This window comes from Gemmatimonadaceae bacterium (assembly GCA_019637445.1).
In the GTDB taxonomy this organism is placed as follows: Bacteria; Gemmatimonadota; Gemmatimonadetes; order Gemmatimonadales; family Gemmatimonadaceae; genus Pseudogemmatithrix.
On record JAHBVS010000001.1, the window covers coordinates 1,343,500 to 1,357,570 of the forward strand.

The following is a 14,071-nucleotide window of genomic DNA, read 5'->3' on the forward strand; positions in this document are numbered from 1 at the left end:
AGGCGCAGGCACCGGCAAGGTATGGTGAGCATGCCGTTTTCCACGCCGCGCCGGCTGTGCGCGTCATTTCTGTCCCTGCTCGCACTGTGCGTCACGAGCACGCCGCTGCCGTCGCAGGAGAAGTCCCCGCAGAACTCCGGCGGCTTCCTGGAGATCTGGGGCGGATTGGCCCAGGGCTCTCCACAGTGGGGCATCCTCGGCGAGACGCCGGATATGAATCTGGCCATCTTCGCGCTGCGATTCTCGCAGGACCTTGGCGGTCCGCCCGACCCAGATGCGTCCCGCCGCACGACTTGGCACATCGACCTCATCCCGCTGGCGCTGCTCTCGCCGCCGTACATCAGTCTCGCCGGCCTGGACCGACTGTCCTGCAACCCGGGCGCACTCTGCGTGGCCAGCCCTGAGCGGGGACCCGGCCTCTTCCCGCACGGCTCCGCAACCGGAATCGGCGTCGCACCGCTCGGTATCACGATGCACTTCCGCCAGAACCGGCGCGTCTCGCCATCGATTGGCGCAACGGGCGGCGCCCTGATCTTCAACAAGGCCGTGCCCACAACATTGGGCGGAATCCTCAACTTCACGGCCGCACTCGAAGCCGGCCTCCGCGTCGGGCCACCCGACGGCTCCGGATTGGTCCTCAGCTATCGACTGCATCACATCTCGAACGCCGGCTCCGCGACCGAGAACCCCGGAGTCATGTCACACCTGTTCACCGTCGGGGTTCGCGGAACGCGTTGAGTCTGTCCTAGCGCTGCACCGTCACGAGCAGGAAGGTCGCAGGAATCTCCGTCCCCTCCGAGCTGCGGTTCTCGCGGACGAACAGCTCCTCGAGCTCGCGCTGCAGCTCGGCCTCCCGACCCTGCGCCCGCGCGGCCGCAAAGGCGTTCATCGTCGGGCCGTAGTAGTCGCGGAAGGTGGCCAGGAACTCAGCGGGCGAGTCGGGCGTGCGGAACGTGAACGTCTCGCGGCTGAAGGTGATGTTCTCGCGCGCGACGCCGGCGGCCGTGAATCGCTCGATGACCTGCTCCTCCACGCCCCAGGTCATCGGGCTGATGAAGCCAGCGGGCGGGGCCGGCGTGTACGCCGAACTGATGCGGAGCACCTGGGCAACCAGCGTGGGGTCGTTGGGGATCCAGTTGCCCATCACGATGCGCCCGCCGGGACGCACGACGCGAACCATCTCGCGCGCCACGTCGACGGGACGCGGCGCGAACATCGCGCCGAAGATCGTCACGGCCATGTCGAAGCTGGCGTCGGCCACGCCGGCGAGGTTCGACGCATCGCCTTCGTGGAATGACAGGTTGTCGAGACCCAATGCCGCCGCCCGTGCGTTGCCGGCAGCCACCAGGTTGCGGGCGATGTCGATACCCGTCACCTGTGCGCCGCGCTGCGCGGCCGGCACGGCCGTGGTGCCGTCGCCGCAGCCGAGCTCGAGCAGCCGGATGCCCTTGAGCGGCCCGAAACCGCCCACCAGCTCGTCGCCACTCTGGCGCATCGACTCGGCGATGCGCGTAAAGTCACCCTTCTCCCACAGTGCCTGATTCGCGTTGACCACCTGCTCTGCCATTGCCGTCGTCATGGTATCCTCGATGGGTGTCCGGTCGCCCGGGGTTGGTGTTCCAGTCCGTCAGGTAGGGCTGCGCGCTTTGGGCGCGCGACCCGACATCTGGTCCCAGCGGGACCCGCCGACTAGCGTTCCCGTCCGCGGGCTGACCATCCATCAGGAGAGCCGATGAAGAAGTTCTTCAGTGCCCTCGCCGCAGGTGCCAAGGCGATGACGGAAGGGCCGACGGGCGAGCAGTTCGAGGTCGCGTGCAGGCCTGTGCGTTGTGCGCACTGCGGCGGGGAGCACTTTGTCGAGGGACGGGCCCAGCTGAACACAGCGGGCATGAGCTTCCTCAACCTCGACTGGGCGAACCGCTCCGCGGCGACGCTGGCCTGCGTGGGTTGCGGACGCGTCGAGTGGTTTCTCGCCGATCCTGAAGAGCGGGTGTAGCACCGAGCGTGCGAGCGGCCTTGGCGCGCCGGTGCTCGGCCAAGGTTTCCTCTGGAGTGACCTGTTGTGCTACGCCGTTGGCGTTGTGCTGACGGCTGTCCTCGACGCTGGCGTCACGCGCGCGGCGGCTAGCCCCGAATGATGCCGCGCTGACGCGCCACGACGGCGAAGTACACTGCGAAAGCCCCGAGCACGGTCACCACCAAGGGCATCCCCGCCGCAGCGGAGCCCAGCGTGGCCAGCGCTCCCATCCCGAAGAGCCAGTAGCCCATCTGGATGAGCACGGCGAGCAGCGAGACGGTGAGCACCGGAATTGACCACGCCTTCTGGATCACCAGGCCGACCGCCCCCGCCAAGCCGGAGACGGTGGCCACCCCATAGATGATGCGCATCCAGAGTGGTGTAGCCGCGACCAGCGTCTGCATCTCGGATGGGAGCGCCGCGAGAGCCTCCGCCGTCATCATTTCCGAGTTGTAGAACGAGAGCACGCCGACGAGCATCCAGGCGAAGAGCATCCAGGATCCCACACGGTACCACGTGGGAGGTTTGGCGGGGGCTTCCATGGGAGACTCCAGTTGCTGCGAGAAGTGACGAGTCGCGGGAGTGTGGCCTGCGAAGGCGAATCTGCTCCGGAACATCGCCGGCGGACAGTATGACGGGAGCTAGCCCAACTCTCCCAACAACTCCAACAGCGCCGTCGCACTCGCCGGCCGCTCTGCCGGCGTCTTCGCCAACAACTGCATCACCAACGCCGAGAGTGCCGGCGGGACATCCGGATTCCGCTCGATCGGCGGTGTTGGCATCACCGTCAACACCTTCGCGATGAACACCGCCGGGGACGCCGTATCGAACGGCGGATGCCCGGTCAGGCATTCATAGATGACGCCACCCAAGGCATACAGATCGGCGCGCGCATCCACATCCTCGCCGACCATTTGCTCCGGTGCCATATAGCCAAGCGTCCCGACCGTCATCCCTGTCTGTGTGCGCGTGCTGCTCGCCTCGGCGAGCCGCGCGATGCCGAAGTCCATCACCTTCAGCACGCCCTCAGCATCCACCAGCGCGTTCTCGGGCTTCACGTCGCGATGGATCACGCCCGCCCCGTGCGCGACCGCCAGCGCTTCCGTGAACTGCCGCGCCAAGGCAAGCACGCTACTCACGCCAAGCTTGCCGCGCGTCTCCAGTAGCTCGCGCACCGTCAGGCCCTCGACGTACTCCATCGTCACGAAGGCCACGCCGTCGGCCTCGCCGAGGTCGTGCGTGCGCACGACGTTGCGGTGGGAGATGCGTCGTGCGAGGCGAATCTCGGAACGAAAGCGCTCGGCGACCACCGGATCGTCGGCCATCAGGTGGTCCGCGATCGCCTTGAGCGCGATGACCTCGTCGAGCTCGCGGTCGCGCACCTGGTACACGACGCCCATCCCGCCGTGTCCGATCATCCGGAGGATCTCGTAGCGCCCGGCGAGTGTCGTGCCGGGCGCATACTGCGCGCCCATCTCGGGTTCGGGCGCCGGCGCGCGATGCTCATGCGTGGCAATCGACACGTCGGTGCGCAGCTCACGCAGCTGCTCACGCAACCGTGCTTCCCGCGCGCGGATTCCGGCCGCCATCGTGTCGAAGACGCGGGCCAGCCGTCCGAGCTCGTCATCACGCGCGACGATCGACGCCAGCGCACCCGGCACATATGTGCCCGCCTCCACCGCGCTGGCCGCGTCGATCACCCGCGTCACCTGCCGCAGGTAGTCGGCCTCGCGATCGTGCCAACGCTTCTTTTCCAGTGACACGCCGATGCGCGCGCGGAGCAGGACGGGGTCGAAGGGCTTGGCAAGGTAATCCTCGGCGCCGTGTTCGATGCAGCGCACGACGCTGGCCATGTCGTCGAGCGCCGAAATCATGATTACGGGAATGGATCGCGTGGCGGGATCGGCCTTGATGCGCTCAAGCACTCCGAATCCATCGAGGCCCGGCATCAACACGTCGAGGAGCACCAGGTCGAATCCACCATCCGCGATGGCCGCGAGGGCTTCCTCACCCGAGCCGACGCTGGCCACCGCGTATCCCTCGCGCGACAGCCGGCGCGAGAGCACGCTGCGGTTCTCCTCGACGTCGTCGACGACAAGGATCCGACCGGACGCCGAGGGCCCGCTCGCCATCACCTGGGCGGACACTCCCTCCAGTGGCGTCGCGGTGGCCGCGCGGCTCGTGTGCTCACCGGTTGCCGTGAGCGCCGCCGCGTCCGGCCAGTCGGTGAGCCGGCCCGCCGCGGTCGCGATGCGATCCAGGTCCGCGCAGTAGGCCGCGTCGCCCGCGCGCAGCTGCCGTAGCTGATCGATCGCCGCCAGAATATCGGATTGCGGCGCACGCAATCCGTGCAGCAGCGCGCGCAGGTCCTCCTGCACCGCAACGCCCGTCGGCGGCAACGCGGTGTTGATCCGCACCAGCGCATCGCGGCCCACGGCGACGATGGTGTCCAGGCGTGCGGCCTCGTCGGAGCCATCCGCCGCGTCCTCGCGCAGCATCTCCGTGTAGCCGAGGATGTGGTTGACGGGTGTGCGAAGCTCGTGCCGCAACGTCGCGGCCGTCTCCTTGGCCAGCGGTGCGCTCATTCCTTGGCGGGCAACAATGCGCCGATCTTGCCGAGCAGGCGCTCCAGGTCCACCGGCTTGGTGTCGTAGTCGTTGCAGCCCGCCTCCAGCGCCTTGTCGCGATCGCCGCTCATTGCGTGCGCCGTGAGCGCGATGATCGGGACCTTGCCCCGATCATCGCTGGCCCGGATCTGCCGGGTGGCTTCCCAGCCGTCCACCTCGGGAAGGCTCATGTCCATCAGGATGAGGTCCCATCCGCCCTCGAGCGCCCGCATCACGCCCTCGGCGCCGTCCACCGCGATCTCGACCTCGAAACCGCGGCGCGCCAGGCGGCGCGAGAGCATATCGCGGTTCATCTCGTTGTCCTCGACCAGCAGGATGCGCGGCATAGGCGTGGGTTCAGGGCTCTGGGTGGGCGGCGGGGCGACGACGCATCAGCACACGGATGTCGCGCGCGAGGTCGAGCGGGGAGTGGCTGCCCTTGGTGAGCACGTCGTTCACGTGCCCGTTGAGGCGCGCGCGCTCCTCGTGCGAGAGGTCCTTCGCGGTGACGACGACGACCGGGATCTCGCGCCAGGCCTCGACCGCACGCATCGCCGCCACGAATTCGGCGCCGTCCATGACAGGCATCATCAGGTCGAGCAGGATCAACGCCGGCACCTGCTCGCCGAGGCGCTCGAGCGCGACGCGGCCGTTCTCCGCCTCGATGACCGTCCAGCCCTCCCGCTCAAGCCCGCTGCGCATCGTGGCGCGCACATCCGCGTCGTCCTCGACGACCAGCACGGTGTTGCCTGCGGTGCGTCCGCGCTGCTGCCGAAGGATGCGCCGCATCTGCGCCCGGTCGATGGGCTTGGTGACATACTCGGTGGCGCCAAGTGCGAGCGCCATCTGCTGTTCGTGCAGAACCGACAGCATGATGACCGGCACGTCGGCCAGCTCGGTGTCGGCCCGGATGCGCTTGAGCACCTCCCAGCCGTCCATGCCAGGCATCAGGATGTCGAGCGTGATGGCATCGGGAGGTTCGCGCCGTGCCACCTCGAGGCCGCTGGCGCCGTCGGTCGCCTCGACCACGCGGAAGCCGTCGGCCGCGAGCACGCTGCGCAACAGGCGGCGCGCATCGGCATCGTCGTCGATCACGAGCACCGTGCCCGCACTGCCATCGCCCTGCACCTCGGCCCGTTGGCTGGCGGCGGCTGGCGCCTGCGCGCGCCGCGACGGATCCACGCGCATCGGCAGGCGCATCGTGAAGGTCGAGCCCTCACCGGGCGTGCTCTCCACGGTGATGGTGCCACCCATCATCTCGCCGAAGCGGCGGGTGAGCGCGAGCCCGAGTCCCGTGCCGCCATAGCGACGCGACGTGGACGACTCAGCCTGGCTGAACGACTCGAAGAGCTTGCCGAGTTGATCGGGCGTCATGCCGATCCCCGAGTCGCGGACACGCACGAGCAAGGCGTCGCCGATCGGCGTCGCCTCGCGATGTAGCTCAAGGCCGATGGTGCCGTCCTCGGTGAACTTGCAGGCGTTGCTCAGCAGGTTGAGCATCATCTGCCGCACCTTCACGAGGTCGGCGTGCATCGTGCCGATATCCGCGTCGGCGGTGATCTCCAAGGTGTTGCGGTTCTTGCGCACCATCGGCTCAATCGTCGTGCGCACCTCGGCGAGCATCTCCGTGACGTCGAAGCTCTCCAGCACGAGGTCCATCTTGCCGGCCTCGATCTTCGAGAGGTCGAGCACGTCGTTGATGAGCGCGAGCAGGTGTTTGCCCGCGGTGTGGATCTTGGTGAGGTCGGCGACGAAGGACTCGAGCCCCGCGTCCTCGGCCTCCTCCTGCAACATCTCGCTGTAGCCGATGATGGCGTTGAGCGGCGTGCGCAGCTCGTGACTCATGTTGGCGAGGAACTGGCTCTTCGCGCGGTTCGCCCCTTCGGCGTCGCGCCGCGCCTCGCTGAGCTCGCTGACGTCGTGGTACATCCCCATCAGCGCCACGCGGGAGTCGTCGGCAATCACGGGCACGCCGAGGATCTCGACCTCGACCGTGCTGCCGTCCTTGCGCAGGCGGCGGCCGATGCCCTTCACCGGGCGGTCCACGGCATCGCGACTGTACTGCGCGGCCTCGCCCAGCGTGTTCGGGTCCGTGATCAGCTCGTCGAGGTTGCGTCCGCGCGCCTCGGCCTCGGCGTAGCCGAACATCTGCTCGAACGCCGGATTGCAGGAGGCGACGTTGTAGTCCGTGTCGAGCTGGACGATCGCCACGGGGCTGTTGTTGAGCAGGCTGCGGAAGAACTCACGCTGCCGCGCGGCTTCTTCGTAGAGTCGCGCGCCCTCGATGGCAATGGCCGCCTGCGGCGTGAACAGGTTGAGCAGCCGCACCGCATCGTCGGTGAACTCACGCGTGGACTTGGCGTCCACCATCGCGATGGCGCCCACCAGCCGACGGTCGATGAGCAACGGCGCGGCGACGACGGATTTCACCGGCACCGCGCTGTACTTCTCCGACTTGCCGATCCAGGCGTGGTAGTCGGGGACGATGAGCGGCTGCTGCGACTCGGCCACAAGTCCCAGCGCGCCTTCTCCAAGCTTCAGCCGAATGCCCGAGGTGTCGGTGCCAATCTGGTGGCTGGCGGCGACGACGAGCTCTTCGCGTGCCGCGTCGTAGATCGCGAGTTCGCCGCCCGTGACGCCGAGCAGCGCGACGGCGCGCTCGAGCGTGGCCTGCAGCGTGCGCGGCAGTTCGCGTTGGGTGAGCAGGTCGGACATTGACGCGAGCACGGCCTCGTGCTCGTCGGCGCGCTGCTTCTGCGCCACGATGAGCCGCGCGCGGGCGATGGCGATGCTGGCCTGGTTGGCGGCCGCCTGGAGGATCTCGAAATCGCTCTCGTCGAAGGCGTCAGGCTTGGTGCTCTCCACGGCGAGCACGCCAATGACGCGCCCGTCGATGATGAGCGGCACGTCCACCTCGGAGCCGCTGTTCAGCGTGGGTTCGTACTTGGACTCACCCAACACGTTCGGCGTGTAGTGCAGGCGTGCCTCGAGCAACGCGCGCTCCGTGATCCCGTGGCCCTTCTCGAGGCGGAAGCCCGGTTGCGCGGCGGTCCAGCCGACGCTGGCCACCATCACGCGGTCGCCGGTGGCCTCGTCAATGAGGAAGACACCGAGGAAGGCGTAGCCGAGGGCGTCGTCGCGCAGGCCGTTGACGACGGACTCGCAGATTTCCTGCTCGGAGCTCGCGGCGGCGATGGCGGAGCTCAGGCGCAGCAGCGCCGACTGGCGTAGCGCCATCGCGGCGTCGCGAGCGAGGGGACGGCGGTCGCGCGGGGCGGCGGCGGCGCGGGACTTGGCGGCTGACGCCGACTTCTCCTTGGCCGGCTTGCGCGCCGCCTTGGCCGGGCTGCGCTTGGCCGCGACCACCTTGCTCGGCTGCTTCTTTCGCTTCGCGGGCTTCTGCTTCGTGCCTTTGCGCTTGCCTGTGGCCACGCGACCCCTGGGGCTCGAGTGCCGCAATCATACGGCACCCGTGGGGGTGGCGATAGACGTGAAAACGCCTACCGCCCGCCACCCCAGCGCAGCGTCACGGTGCGCGAATCCCGCGCCCGCACGACGCGCAACGTCGCGGTCTGGTCCTCGTCCAAACCGAGGAGCCGCACGACGACCAGCGGTGAAGTTGCCGCGGTGCCGTTCACCGAAGTGACGACGTCGCCGACCTTGAGCCCTGCCGCGGCCGCCGGCGAGCCGGGTGCGACCTCGTTCACCAACACGCCTTCGGTACCGGCGCGCAGGCCCAGCACACCGCGCCAATCGTCATCGAGTGCGCGAAGCTGTACGCCGGCGAAGTACGCCACCGCGCTGGTGCCGCCGCTGGTGGTGCCGTAGGCGAATACCATCGGGGCCGGCGGCGCGGGTTCCGCTGCGGGCGGCGTCGGCGGCGTCCGCACCGCGCCGGCACGCGGCGCGGGGGCTGTCGCCGGCGACGGCGGCACGGGAGGCGTCCGCGCTTCGGGCGTGACGACCCAGAGCACGCGCTCGCCGTTCGCGTCGACCGAGTCGCGCACCCACGCGCGGGCGACGCCGCCCATCCGCAGCGGCTGAATGGCCCGTTCGAACTTCGGGCAGCCCGGGTCCCAACGACGCGGACGCGCGGCCACCGTGACGTTCAGGTCGCGTTGCGTCCCGTCACGGTTGACGCGCACGACGATGTTGCGCCCGGGCTCGAGAACGCCGGAGAGATCAGGCCACGGCTCGCGCATCACGAGGCCGGCAATCGAGAGCAGACGATCGCCGGACTGCAGCCCCGCCGCCTGCGCGGGCGATCCAGGCTCGACGCTCGTGATCACGGAGCGCGACGTCGCGTTGCCGAGGACGTCGACGCTCACCTCGGAACTGATGTTGACGCCGACATAGCCCATCGGCGCGTCAGCCTTCTGCTCCAGGCAGCGCGACTCGATGACGCTCATCACGGTGAACGCCTCGCGGGAAATCCGCGCCAACTCCTCCTCCAGCAACCGCCGCTCCGCGATGCGTTCGAACGGTGTTCCGGACAACGTCTTCAGGATATTGGCCTCTCGCGAGCGCAGCTCGTTCACGACGCGCATCACCTCGGTCTCGTTGCCCGTGGTGATAGCGCGCAAGACCAGCGTGTCGGTCGTCACGCGCGTCCGCTCGCGCGTGGGCTGCTGCTGCGCGTGCGCCGCTGCCGGCCCCGGCACAGCCGCGAGAAAGCCCACGGCGGCGGCGAGGAGTCCGACGAGTCGGGTCGTGTGGCGCATCAGTAGCGCTCCAGTCGGCTCGACGCCGGCAGCGTGGCACCGATCTCACGGATTGTCGCCTCGCGCGCACCGAGTGTGGTCAGGTAGTACTGGTTGAGCATGGGGTCCTGCGGGGCGCGATACAGCGCAGCCCGCGTCGTGGCGGCGATCTCGTCGAGCGCGGCAAGCCGCGCCCGGTAGGAATCCTGGTTCATGCCCACGAAGCGAGACGCCGTGTCCCGTGACGCGAGGAAGGCCGCCGCGGACTGGTACTGGGTCTGCGCGGCGGTCATCGCACGCAGCGCATCGTCAGGCGTGTCATAGATGGCATGCGGTACCGCAGCGACCGTGCTGCTGCCCGCATCGGCCCCTCCGAACGGCATATCGCCAGCCGTCAGGCGACCGAGCGCTGCACCACCAAGCACCAGCGCCAAGCCAGCGGCGGCGCGCAACGCCCAGACCTGCAGGCGCGGCTTGCGGTCAGAAGAGGGAAACGGCAACACGGCCGCGCCACCCTGTGGTGTGGCTGGCGCGCCAAGGCGCGCCGCGTCGACGATGATCCCCTCGGCGCGCAACTGCGGCGCGAGATGCGACCACGCCGAGAGCGGTTCCGAGGGAAGGGGGGCCATGGCCGACAGCCGGGCGAGTCGCCTATAGGCGGCGACCTCAGCGCGGCAATCCCAGCAGCCGGCGAGGTGCGTGGCCTCGTCCGCAGTCGGGGTCTCGTCGACAATGGCCGCGAGACGATCGGTGGAGAGATGGGTCTGGTTCATAGTGCTATGCCTGTGCCTGATCTTGCGCCGGCGAGGAGACATCCACGAGGTGCGCGAGCAGCCGGCGAAGCTTCGCGCGTGCCTTGAACAACTGGGACTTCGAACCGCCGGAGGTGATGCCCAACTCCTGGGCGATCTCCTCGTGCGTATAGCCTTCGATATCGTGGAGCACGAATACCGACCGTGCCCCGGGTGAAAGTTGCTGCACGGCCTCGTCGATGGACTGGGCGAGGAAGCTGCGGTCCATATCCTCGTCCACCGAGACCGTATCGTCCTCCATCGCGACTTCCAGCTTGGCGATTCGCCGCACCGAGCGCAGGGCATTCAGCGTGCGGTTCACCGCAATGCGATGCGCCCAGGTGGAGAACTGCGAGTCGCCACGCCAAGTGGGCAGCGCCCGGAAGATCTGGATCCAGACCTCCTGGGCGATGTCCGCCGCCTGGTCGGGGTCCCCGACCAGCCGTCGAACCACGGCATCCACCCGCGGCGCATGCTCCACCCAGAGGGAGCGCAACGCCGCTTCGTCGCCGTTGATCGCTCGGCGTATGGTGAGGGGGTCAGTGGCCATGGCTGCTGTACGCTGAATCTGTCACGGAAGTATCCCCGGAGGGTTGCCTGCCGACCCTACGGGTATAGACTGCTTGAGGTGACGGAATGGCCCGTGTCTGGGTCTTGAGGGATGCGGGATGGCGCGCGGCGGTCGGGGCACCCCACGCCCCACGGGACCGTACTTCACGCGCTTCGCGCTTGAAGGCGGTCCCTTAGGGCGCGGGGAGCCCCTCCCGCATCCGTTTTTTCCCGCATCCGCCCCCGCATCCGGTCCCGCACCCCGCATCATCCCGCATCCCGTTCCCGCTGCCCTCTGCGTAGTTCCAACCCGCATCGCCGTTCGCATCCAGACCCAGCATCCCGCAGCCCGTATCCCGCAGTGATTCTTCCGCTCGTATCTCTCACCGCAGTCCTGAGCCTGGGTGGTGACCCAGTCCCGGTCCGCCCACCCGCATCCGTGGGAATGTCGGCCCAGCGACTCACCGAGGTCGACCGCATCATCGACCGGGGAATGAAGGCCGGTGCGTACCCAGGCGCCGCGGTGATCATCGGAAGAAACGGCGCCGTCGTCTGGCAGAAGGGCTACGGCCGCCTGAGCTGGCGCAGCACAAGCGGAAGCGTGGACCCGCAGACGAGCCTCTACGATTTGGCCTCAGTCACGAAACCAGTCTGCACGGCCACAGCGGCGATGATCCTGCACGACCAGGGCAAGTTGACGCTCGACACGAAGATCCAGAGCGTCCTGCCGGAGTTCACGGGCCGCTGGAAGGACCGGGTAACGGTCGGCCATCTGTTAGCCCACGTTTCGGGCCTGCCGCCAGGCCGCAGAATCTGGCTTACCGCCAAGAACCCGACAGAAGGGCGACACCAAGTGCTCACTACGGCGCTCAATTCAATCCCTGGCGGCGTTGTCGACTACTCCGACCTCGGCCCGATTATCCTCGGATTGGCCATCGAGCGCGTCTCCGGGATGCCGCTCAACCAGTTCTGCGAGACCCAAATCTTCGAACCGCTCGGCATGCACGACACGCGCTACCAGCCGTCCGCGGACCTCAAGCCCCGCATCGCCCCCACGGAGATGTATCCGCCCCGCGGCCACGCCGCGTATGGCGAGGTACACGACGAGACCGCCTACACGCTGGGCGGCATCAGCGGCAACGCTGGCCTGTTCAGCACCGCGGAGGACCTCGCGATCTTCGCGCAGATGATGCTCAACGGCGGCACCTACGGCGGCGTCCGACTCATCCAAGACTCCACCGTGCGCCGCTTCACCCAGGTCGTGAAGGGCAACCGCACCTACGGCTGGGAAGTCCCGATGGGTGAACGGGGCTCCGGCGAGTTCCTCAGCCAGCGCTCCTTCGGACACGTCGGCTACACGGGCACGTCCATCTGGATCGATCCCGAACGCAAGCTGTTCGTCATCATCCTGACCAATCGCGTGCACGATGCGCGTGCGCGCCGCCCCGGCATCATCATCGCCGACGTGCGTCACGACGTGGCCGACGCGGCAGCCCTCGCAATCACCGCGGAACCGACCCTGCGCGCCGTGGCCTGGCCGCGGGTCTTCCGCGTGGACCAGGCGCCCGACTGGAACCCGCCGACGCGCACGCTGGTTCGTCGCCCAACGACGCTGCCGCGCAGTGGCGCGGCCTCCAGCCCCGACGACCAGGACCTCCCGCAGTGACCGACGACGCGAAGCCGGCTGACTCTCTCCCTTCCACCGATGTCACCGCCGCGACCGGCGACGCCGCGCCAACCGCGGCGACTGCCACCGGTGCCGTGTCCGAGGATCGCGTAAAGCTCGCGCTGCGCCGCGTGAAGGATCCCGAGCTCAACCTGAACATCCTCGACCTCGGCCTTATCTACGGCATCGAGGTCAGTGGCAGTGATGTGAAGGTGGATATGTCGCTGACCTCACCTGGTTGTCCGTCAGGCCCGGAGATCATGTCCGAGGCCGAGCAGCAGGTGAGGGCCATCGAGGGTGTCGGCAACGTGGCGATGAATCTCGTGTGGTCACCACCCTGGACGCCGGACCGCATCGAGCCGCGCGTGCGCGCGTACCTCGGTTTCTAGCTGTCGAGGTAGGGCGAGTCCGAATCCTTGGGCTCACCAGTGACAGGCTTGTTGGCGGACTTGGGCGTGGCCGGCTTGCCGGTCGCGCCCTTCTTCCGCCAAGGCGCCAAGGCCTTCACGAAGCCCTCGCCTAGCACCTCGATCTGCCAGCGCCGGAACTCGGGGATCACCGCAATGTCCGAGGACTCGGCCGGCAGCAGCCGCGCCACGGACTCCAGGCGTTCGCGCGAGCAGATGACGCCCGGATCCAGTTCGAGCCGCGCCGCCGCCGCGTCGCGCACCTGCTTCAGTGCGCCGACCTTGGAATCGAACTCCGGGTCGCGGTCCCAGCGTGGTGCCTTTGGAAACCGTGGCAACTCCGCCTCGGGCACGTTGATGCCGCGATCGATGGCCGCGAGGATGTCCGTCGCCGAGCGCTCGAGGATGCCGCGCGGCATGCCCTTGATCTCGCCAAGCGTCTGCTTGCTCGCGGGATGCGCCTTGGCGGCCTCGAGCAACACCTCGTTCCCCACCACACGGAACGTGGCGCGGTCGAGCTTGAGTGCCGTCGCGTCGCGCCACTGCACGAGTTCGCGCAGCACGGCCAACTCGCGGCGCGTGAGGTCGCGCGCGCCCTTCATCTTGAGGAAGGCGTTCGCGGCGTCGTCCGTCGGCCAGCGGACGGATTCGAGTCGCTCGAACTCTTCCTTGGCCCAGGCGAGGCGGTCCTTCTTCTCAAGCTCGCCGTGCAACTGATCCCGCAGTCCAAGCAGGTGCATCGTGTCCTGCGCGGCGTAGTCGAGCATGTCAGCGGAGAGCGGACGCATCGACCAGTCGGCGCGCTGGTGCTTCTTGTCAAGCTTGATGCCGAATCCGCGCTCCAGCAGCGCGGCCAGACCGAAGGCCTTGATGCCCAGCAACTGCGCGGCCACGCGCGTGTCGAACACGTGGCGCACGTTCCACCCATAGTCCTGGTGCAGCAGTCGCAGGTCGTAGTCCGCGTCGTGAAAGACGATCTCGACCTTCGGATCCTCGATCATCGCGCCAAGCAGCGCGGGTGCCGCGGTGGGTAGCGGGTCGATGATGGCGTGCTGCGTGTCCGTGGACAGTTGCAGCAGGTAGATGCGGTCGACGTAGCGATGGAAGCTGGCTCCCTCCGTGTCGAGCGCGAGCCGCCTGGCCTTGCGCGCCGCCGTGAGCCATTCGGTGACGGCGGCGTCGGTATCGAGATAGGCGGCGGTGGGCGAGGGAGCGCTGCGGGGCACGAGGGATGGGCGGGTGGCGGGAGGGCGGTGCTGCCGTGTGAATCTAGCGGTGGGTCCCGCCGCCGGCGCGAGAGCATCGGCGCCCTTGCCCCACGGGAAGTATGCTGCG

Annotated in this window: 13 protein-coding genes; 4 read left to right on the forward strand and 9 right to left on the reverse strand. The window is 68.3% G+C overall.

All coding sequences use genetic code 11. From position 1 onward, the window contains the following. The first annotated feature begins 24 nt into the window (after nucleotides 1–24). Nucleotides 25–738, forward strand: coding sequence for an acyloxyacyl hydrolase (locus KF709_06115; GenBank protein MBX3173968.1), 714 nt, complete (start codon nucleotides 25–27; stop codon nucleotides 736–738). Nucleotides 739–745: 7 nt separating this feature from the next. Here the strand turns inward: KF709_06115 and KF709_06120 are convergent, their stop codons facing one another. Continuing rightward, complete coding sequence (locus tag KF709_06120; GenBank protein MBX3173969.1) at nucleotides 746–1,579, reverse strand: methyltransferase domain-containing protein; 834 nt, start codon at nucleotides 1,577–1,579, stop codon at nucleotides 746–748. A 153-nt stretch (nucleotides 1,580–1,732) separates the two neighbouring features. Here KF709_06120 and KF709_06125 point away from each other — a divergent pair, with 153 nt between their 5' ends. Beyond that, nucleotides 1,733–1,996 (forward strand): hypothetical protein, encoded by a 264-nt coding sequence (locus KF709_06125; protein MBX3173970.1) that lies wholly within the window; start codon nucleotides 1,733–1,735, stop codon nucleotides 1,994–1,996. Nucleotides 1,997–2,124: 128 nt separating this feature from the next. On the opposite strand, the gene KF709_06130 is transcribed toward KF709_06125, so the two are convergent. From KF709_06130 to KF709_06160, 7 genes are all read right to left on the reverse strand, one after another. After that, complete coding sequence (locus KF709_06130; GenBank protein MBX3173971.1) at nucleotides 2,125–2,511, reverse strand: hypothetical protein; 387 nt, start codon at nucleotides 2,509–2,511, stop codon at nucleotides 2,125–2,127. A gap of 147 nt (nucleotides 2,512–2,658) precedes the next feature. Next, nucleotides 2,659–4,602, reverse strand: coding sequence for a protein kinase (locus KF709_06135; protein MBX3173972.1), 1,944 nt, complete (start codon nucleotides 4,600–4,602; stop codon nucleotides 2,659–2,661). Further along, complete coding sequence (locus tag KF709_06140) at nucleotides 4,599–4,970, reverse strand: response regulator (protein ID MBX3173973.1); 372 nt, start codon at nucleotides 4,968–4,970, stop codon at nucleotides 4,599–4,601. Before KF709_06140 ends, KF709_06135 begins: the two co-directional genes overlap by 4 nt. Before the next feature lie 10 nt (nucleotides 4,971–4,980). Beyond that, the gene (locus KF709_06145; protein MBX3173974.1) at nucleotides 4,981–8,055 is read right to left on the reverse strand and encodes a response regulator; all 3,075 of its coding nucleotides are present in this window, start codon (nucleotides 8,053–8,055) and stop codon (nucleotides 4,981–4,983) included. A 68-nt stretch (nucleotides 8,056–8,123) separates the two neighbouring features. Continuing rightward, on the reverse strand, nucleotides 8,124–9,344 hold the full coding sequence (locus KF709_06150) for a PDZ domain-containing protein (protein MBX3173975.1): 1,221 nt from the start codon (nucleotides 9,342–9,344) through the stop codon (nucleotides 8,124–8,126). Further along, nucleotides 9,344–10,096, reverse strand: coding sequence for a hypothetical protein (locus KF709_06155; protein MBX3173976.1), 753 nt, complete (start codon nucleotides 10,094–10,096; stop codon nucleotides 9,344–9,346). Before KF709_06155 ends, KF709_06150 begins: the two co-directional genes overlap by 1 nt. 4 nt (nucleotides 10,097–10,100) lie before the next feature. After that, on the reverse strand, nucleotides 10,101–10,664 hold the full coding sequence (locus tag KF709_06160; protein MBX3173977.1) for a sigma-70 family RNA polymerase sigma factor: 564 nt from the start codon (nucleotides 10,662–10,664) through the stop codon (nucleotides 10,101–10,103). Nucleotides 10,665–11,108: 444 nt separating this feature from the next. Here KF709_06160 and KF709_06165 point away from each other — a divergent pair, with 444 nt between their 5' ends. Together KF709_06165 and KF709_06170 are read left to right on the forward strand one after the other, a co-directional pair. Next, on the forward strand, nucleotides 11,109–12,329 hold the full coding sequence (locus KF709_06165; protein MBX3173978.1) for a serine hydrolase: 1,221 nt from the start codon (nucleotides 11,109–11,111) through the stop codon (nucleotides 12,327–12,329). 95 nt (nucleotides 12,330–12,424) lie between these two features. Beyond that, nucleotides 12,425–12,718: a DUF59 domain-containing protein gene (locus KF709_06170; GenBank protein ID MBX3173979.1), complete on the forward strand. Its 294-nt coding sequence runs from the start codon at nucleotides 12,425–12,427 to the stop codon at nucleotides 12,716–12,718. Here KF709_06170 and KF709_06175 read toward each other — a convergent pair. Continuing rightward, nucleotides 12,715–13,962, reverse strand: a complete 1,248-nt coding sequence (locus KF709_06175) for a ribonuclease D (protein ID MBX3173980.1) — start codon at nucleotides 13,960–13,962, stop codon at nucleotides 12,715–12,717. The two genes, KF709_06170 and KF709_06175, sit on opposite strands and share 4 nt — an antisense overlap. Nucleotides 13,963–14,071: the final 109 nt, after the last annotated feature.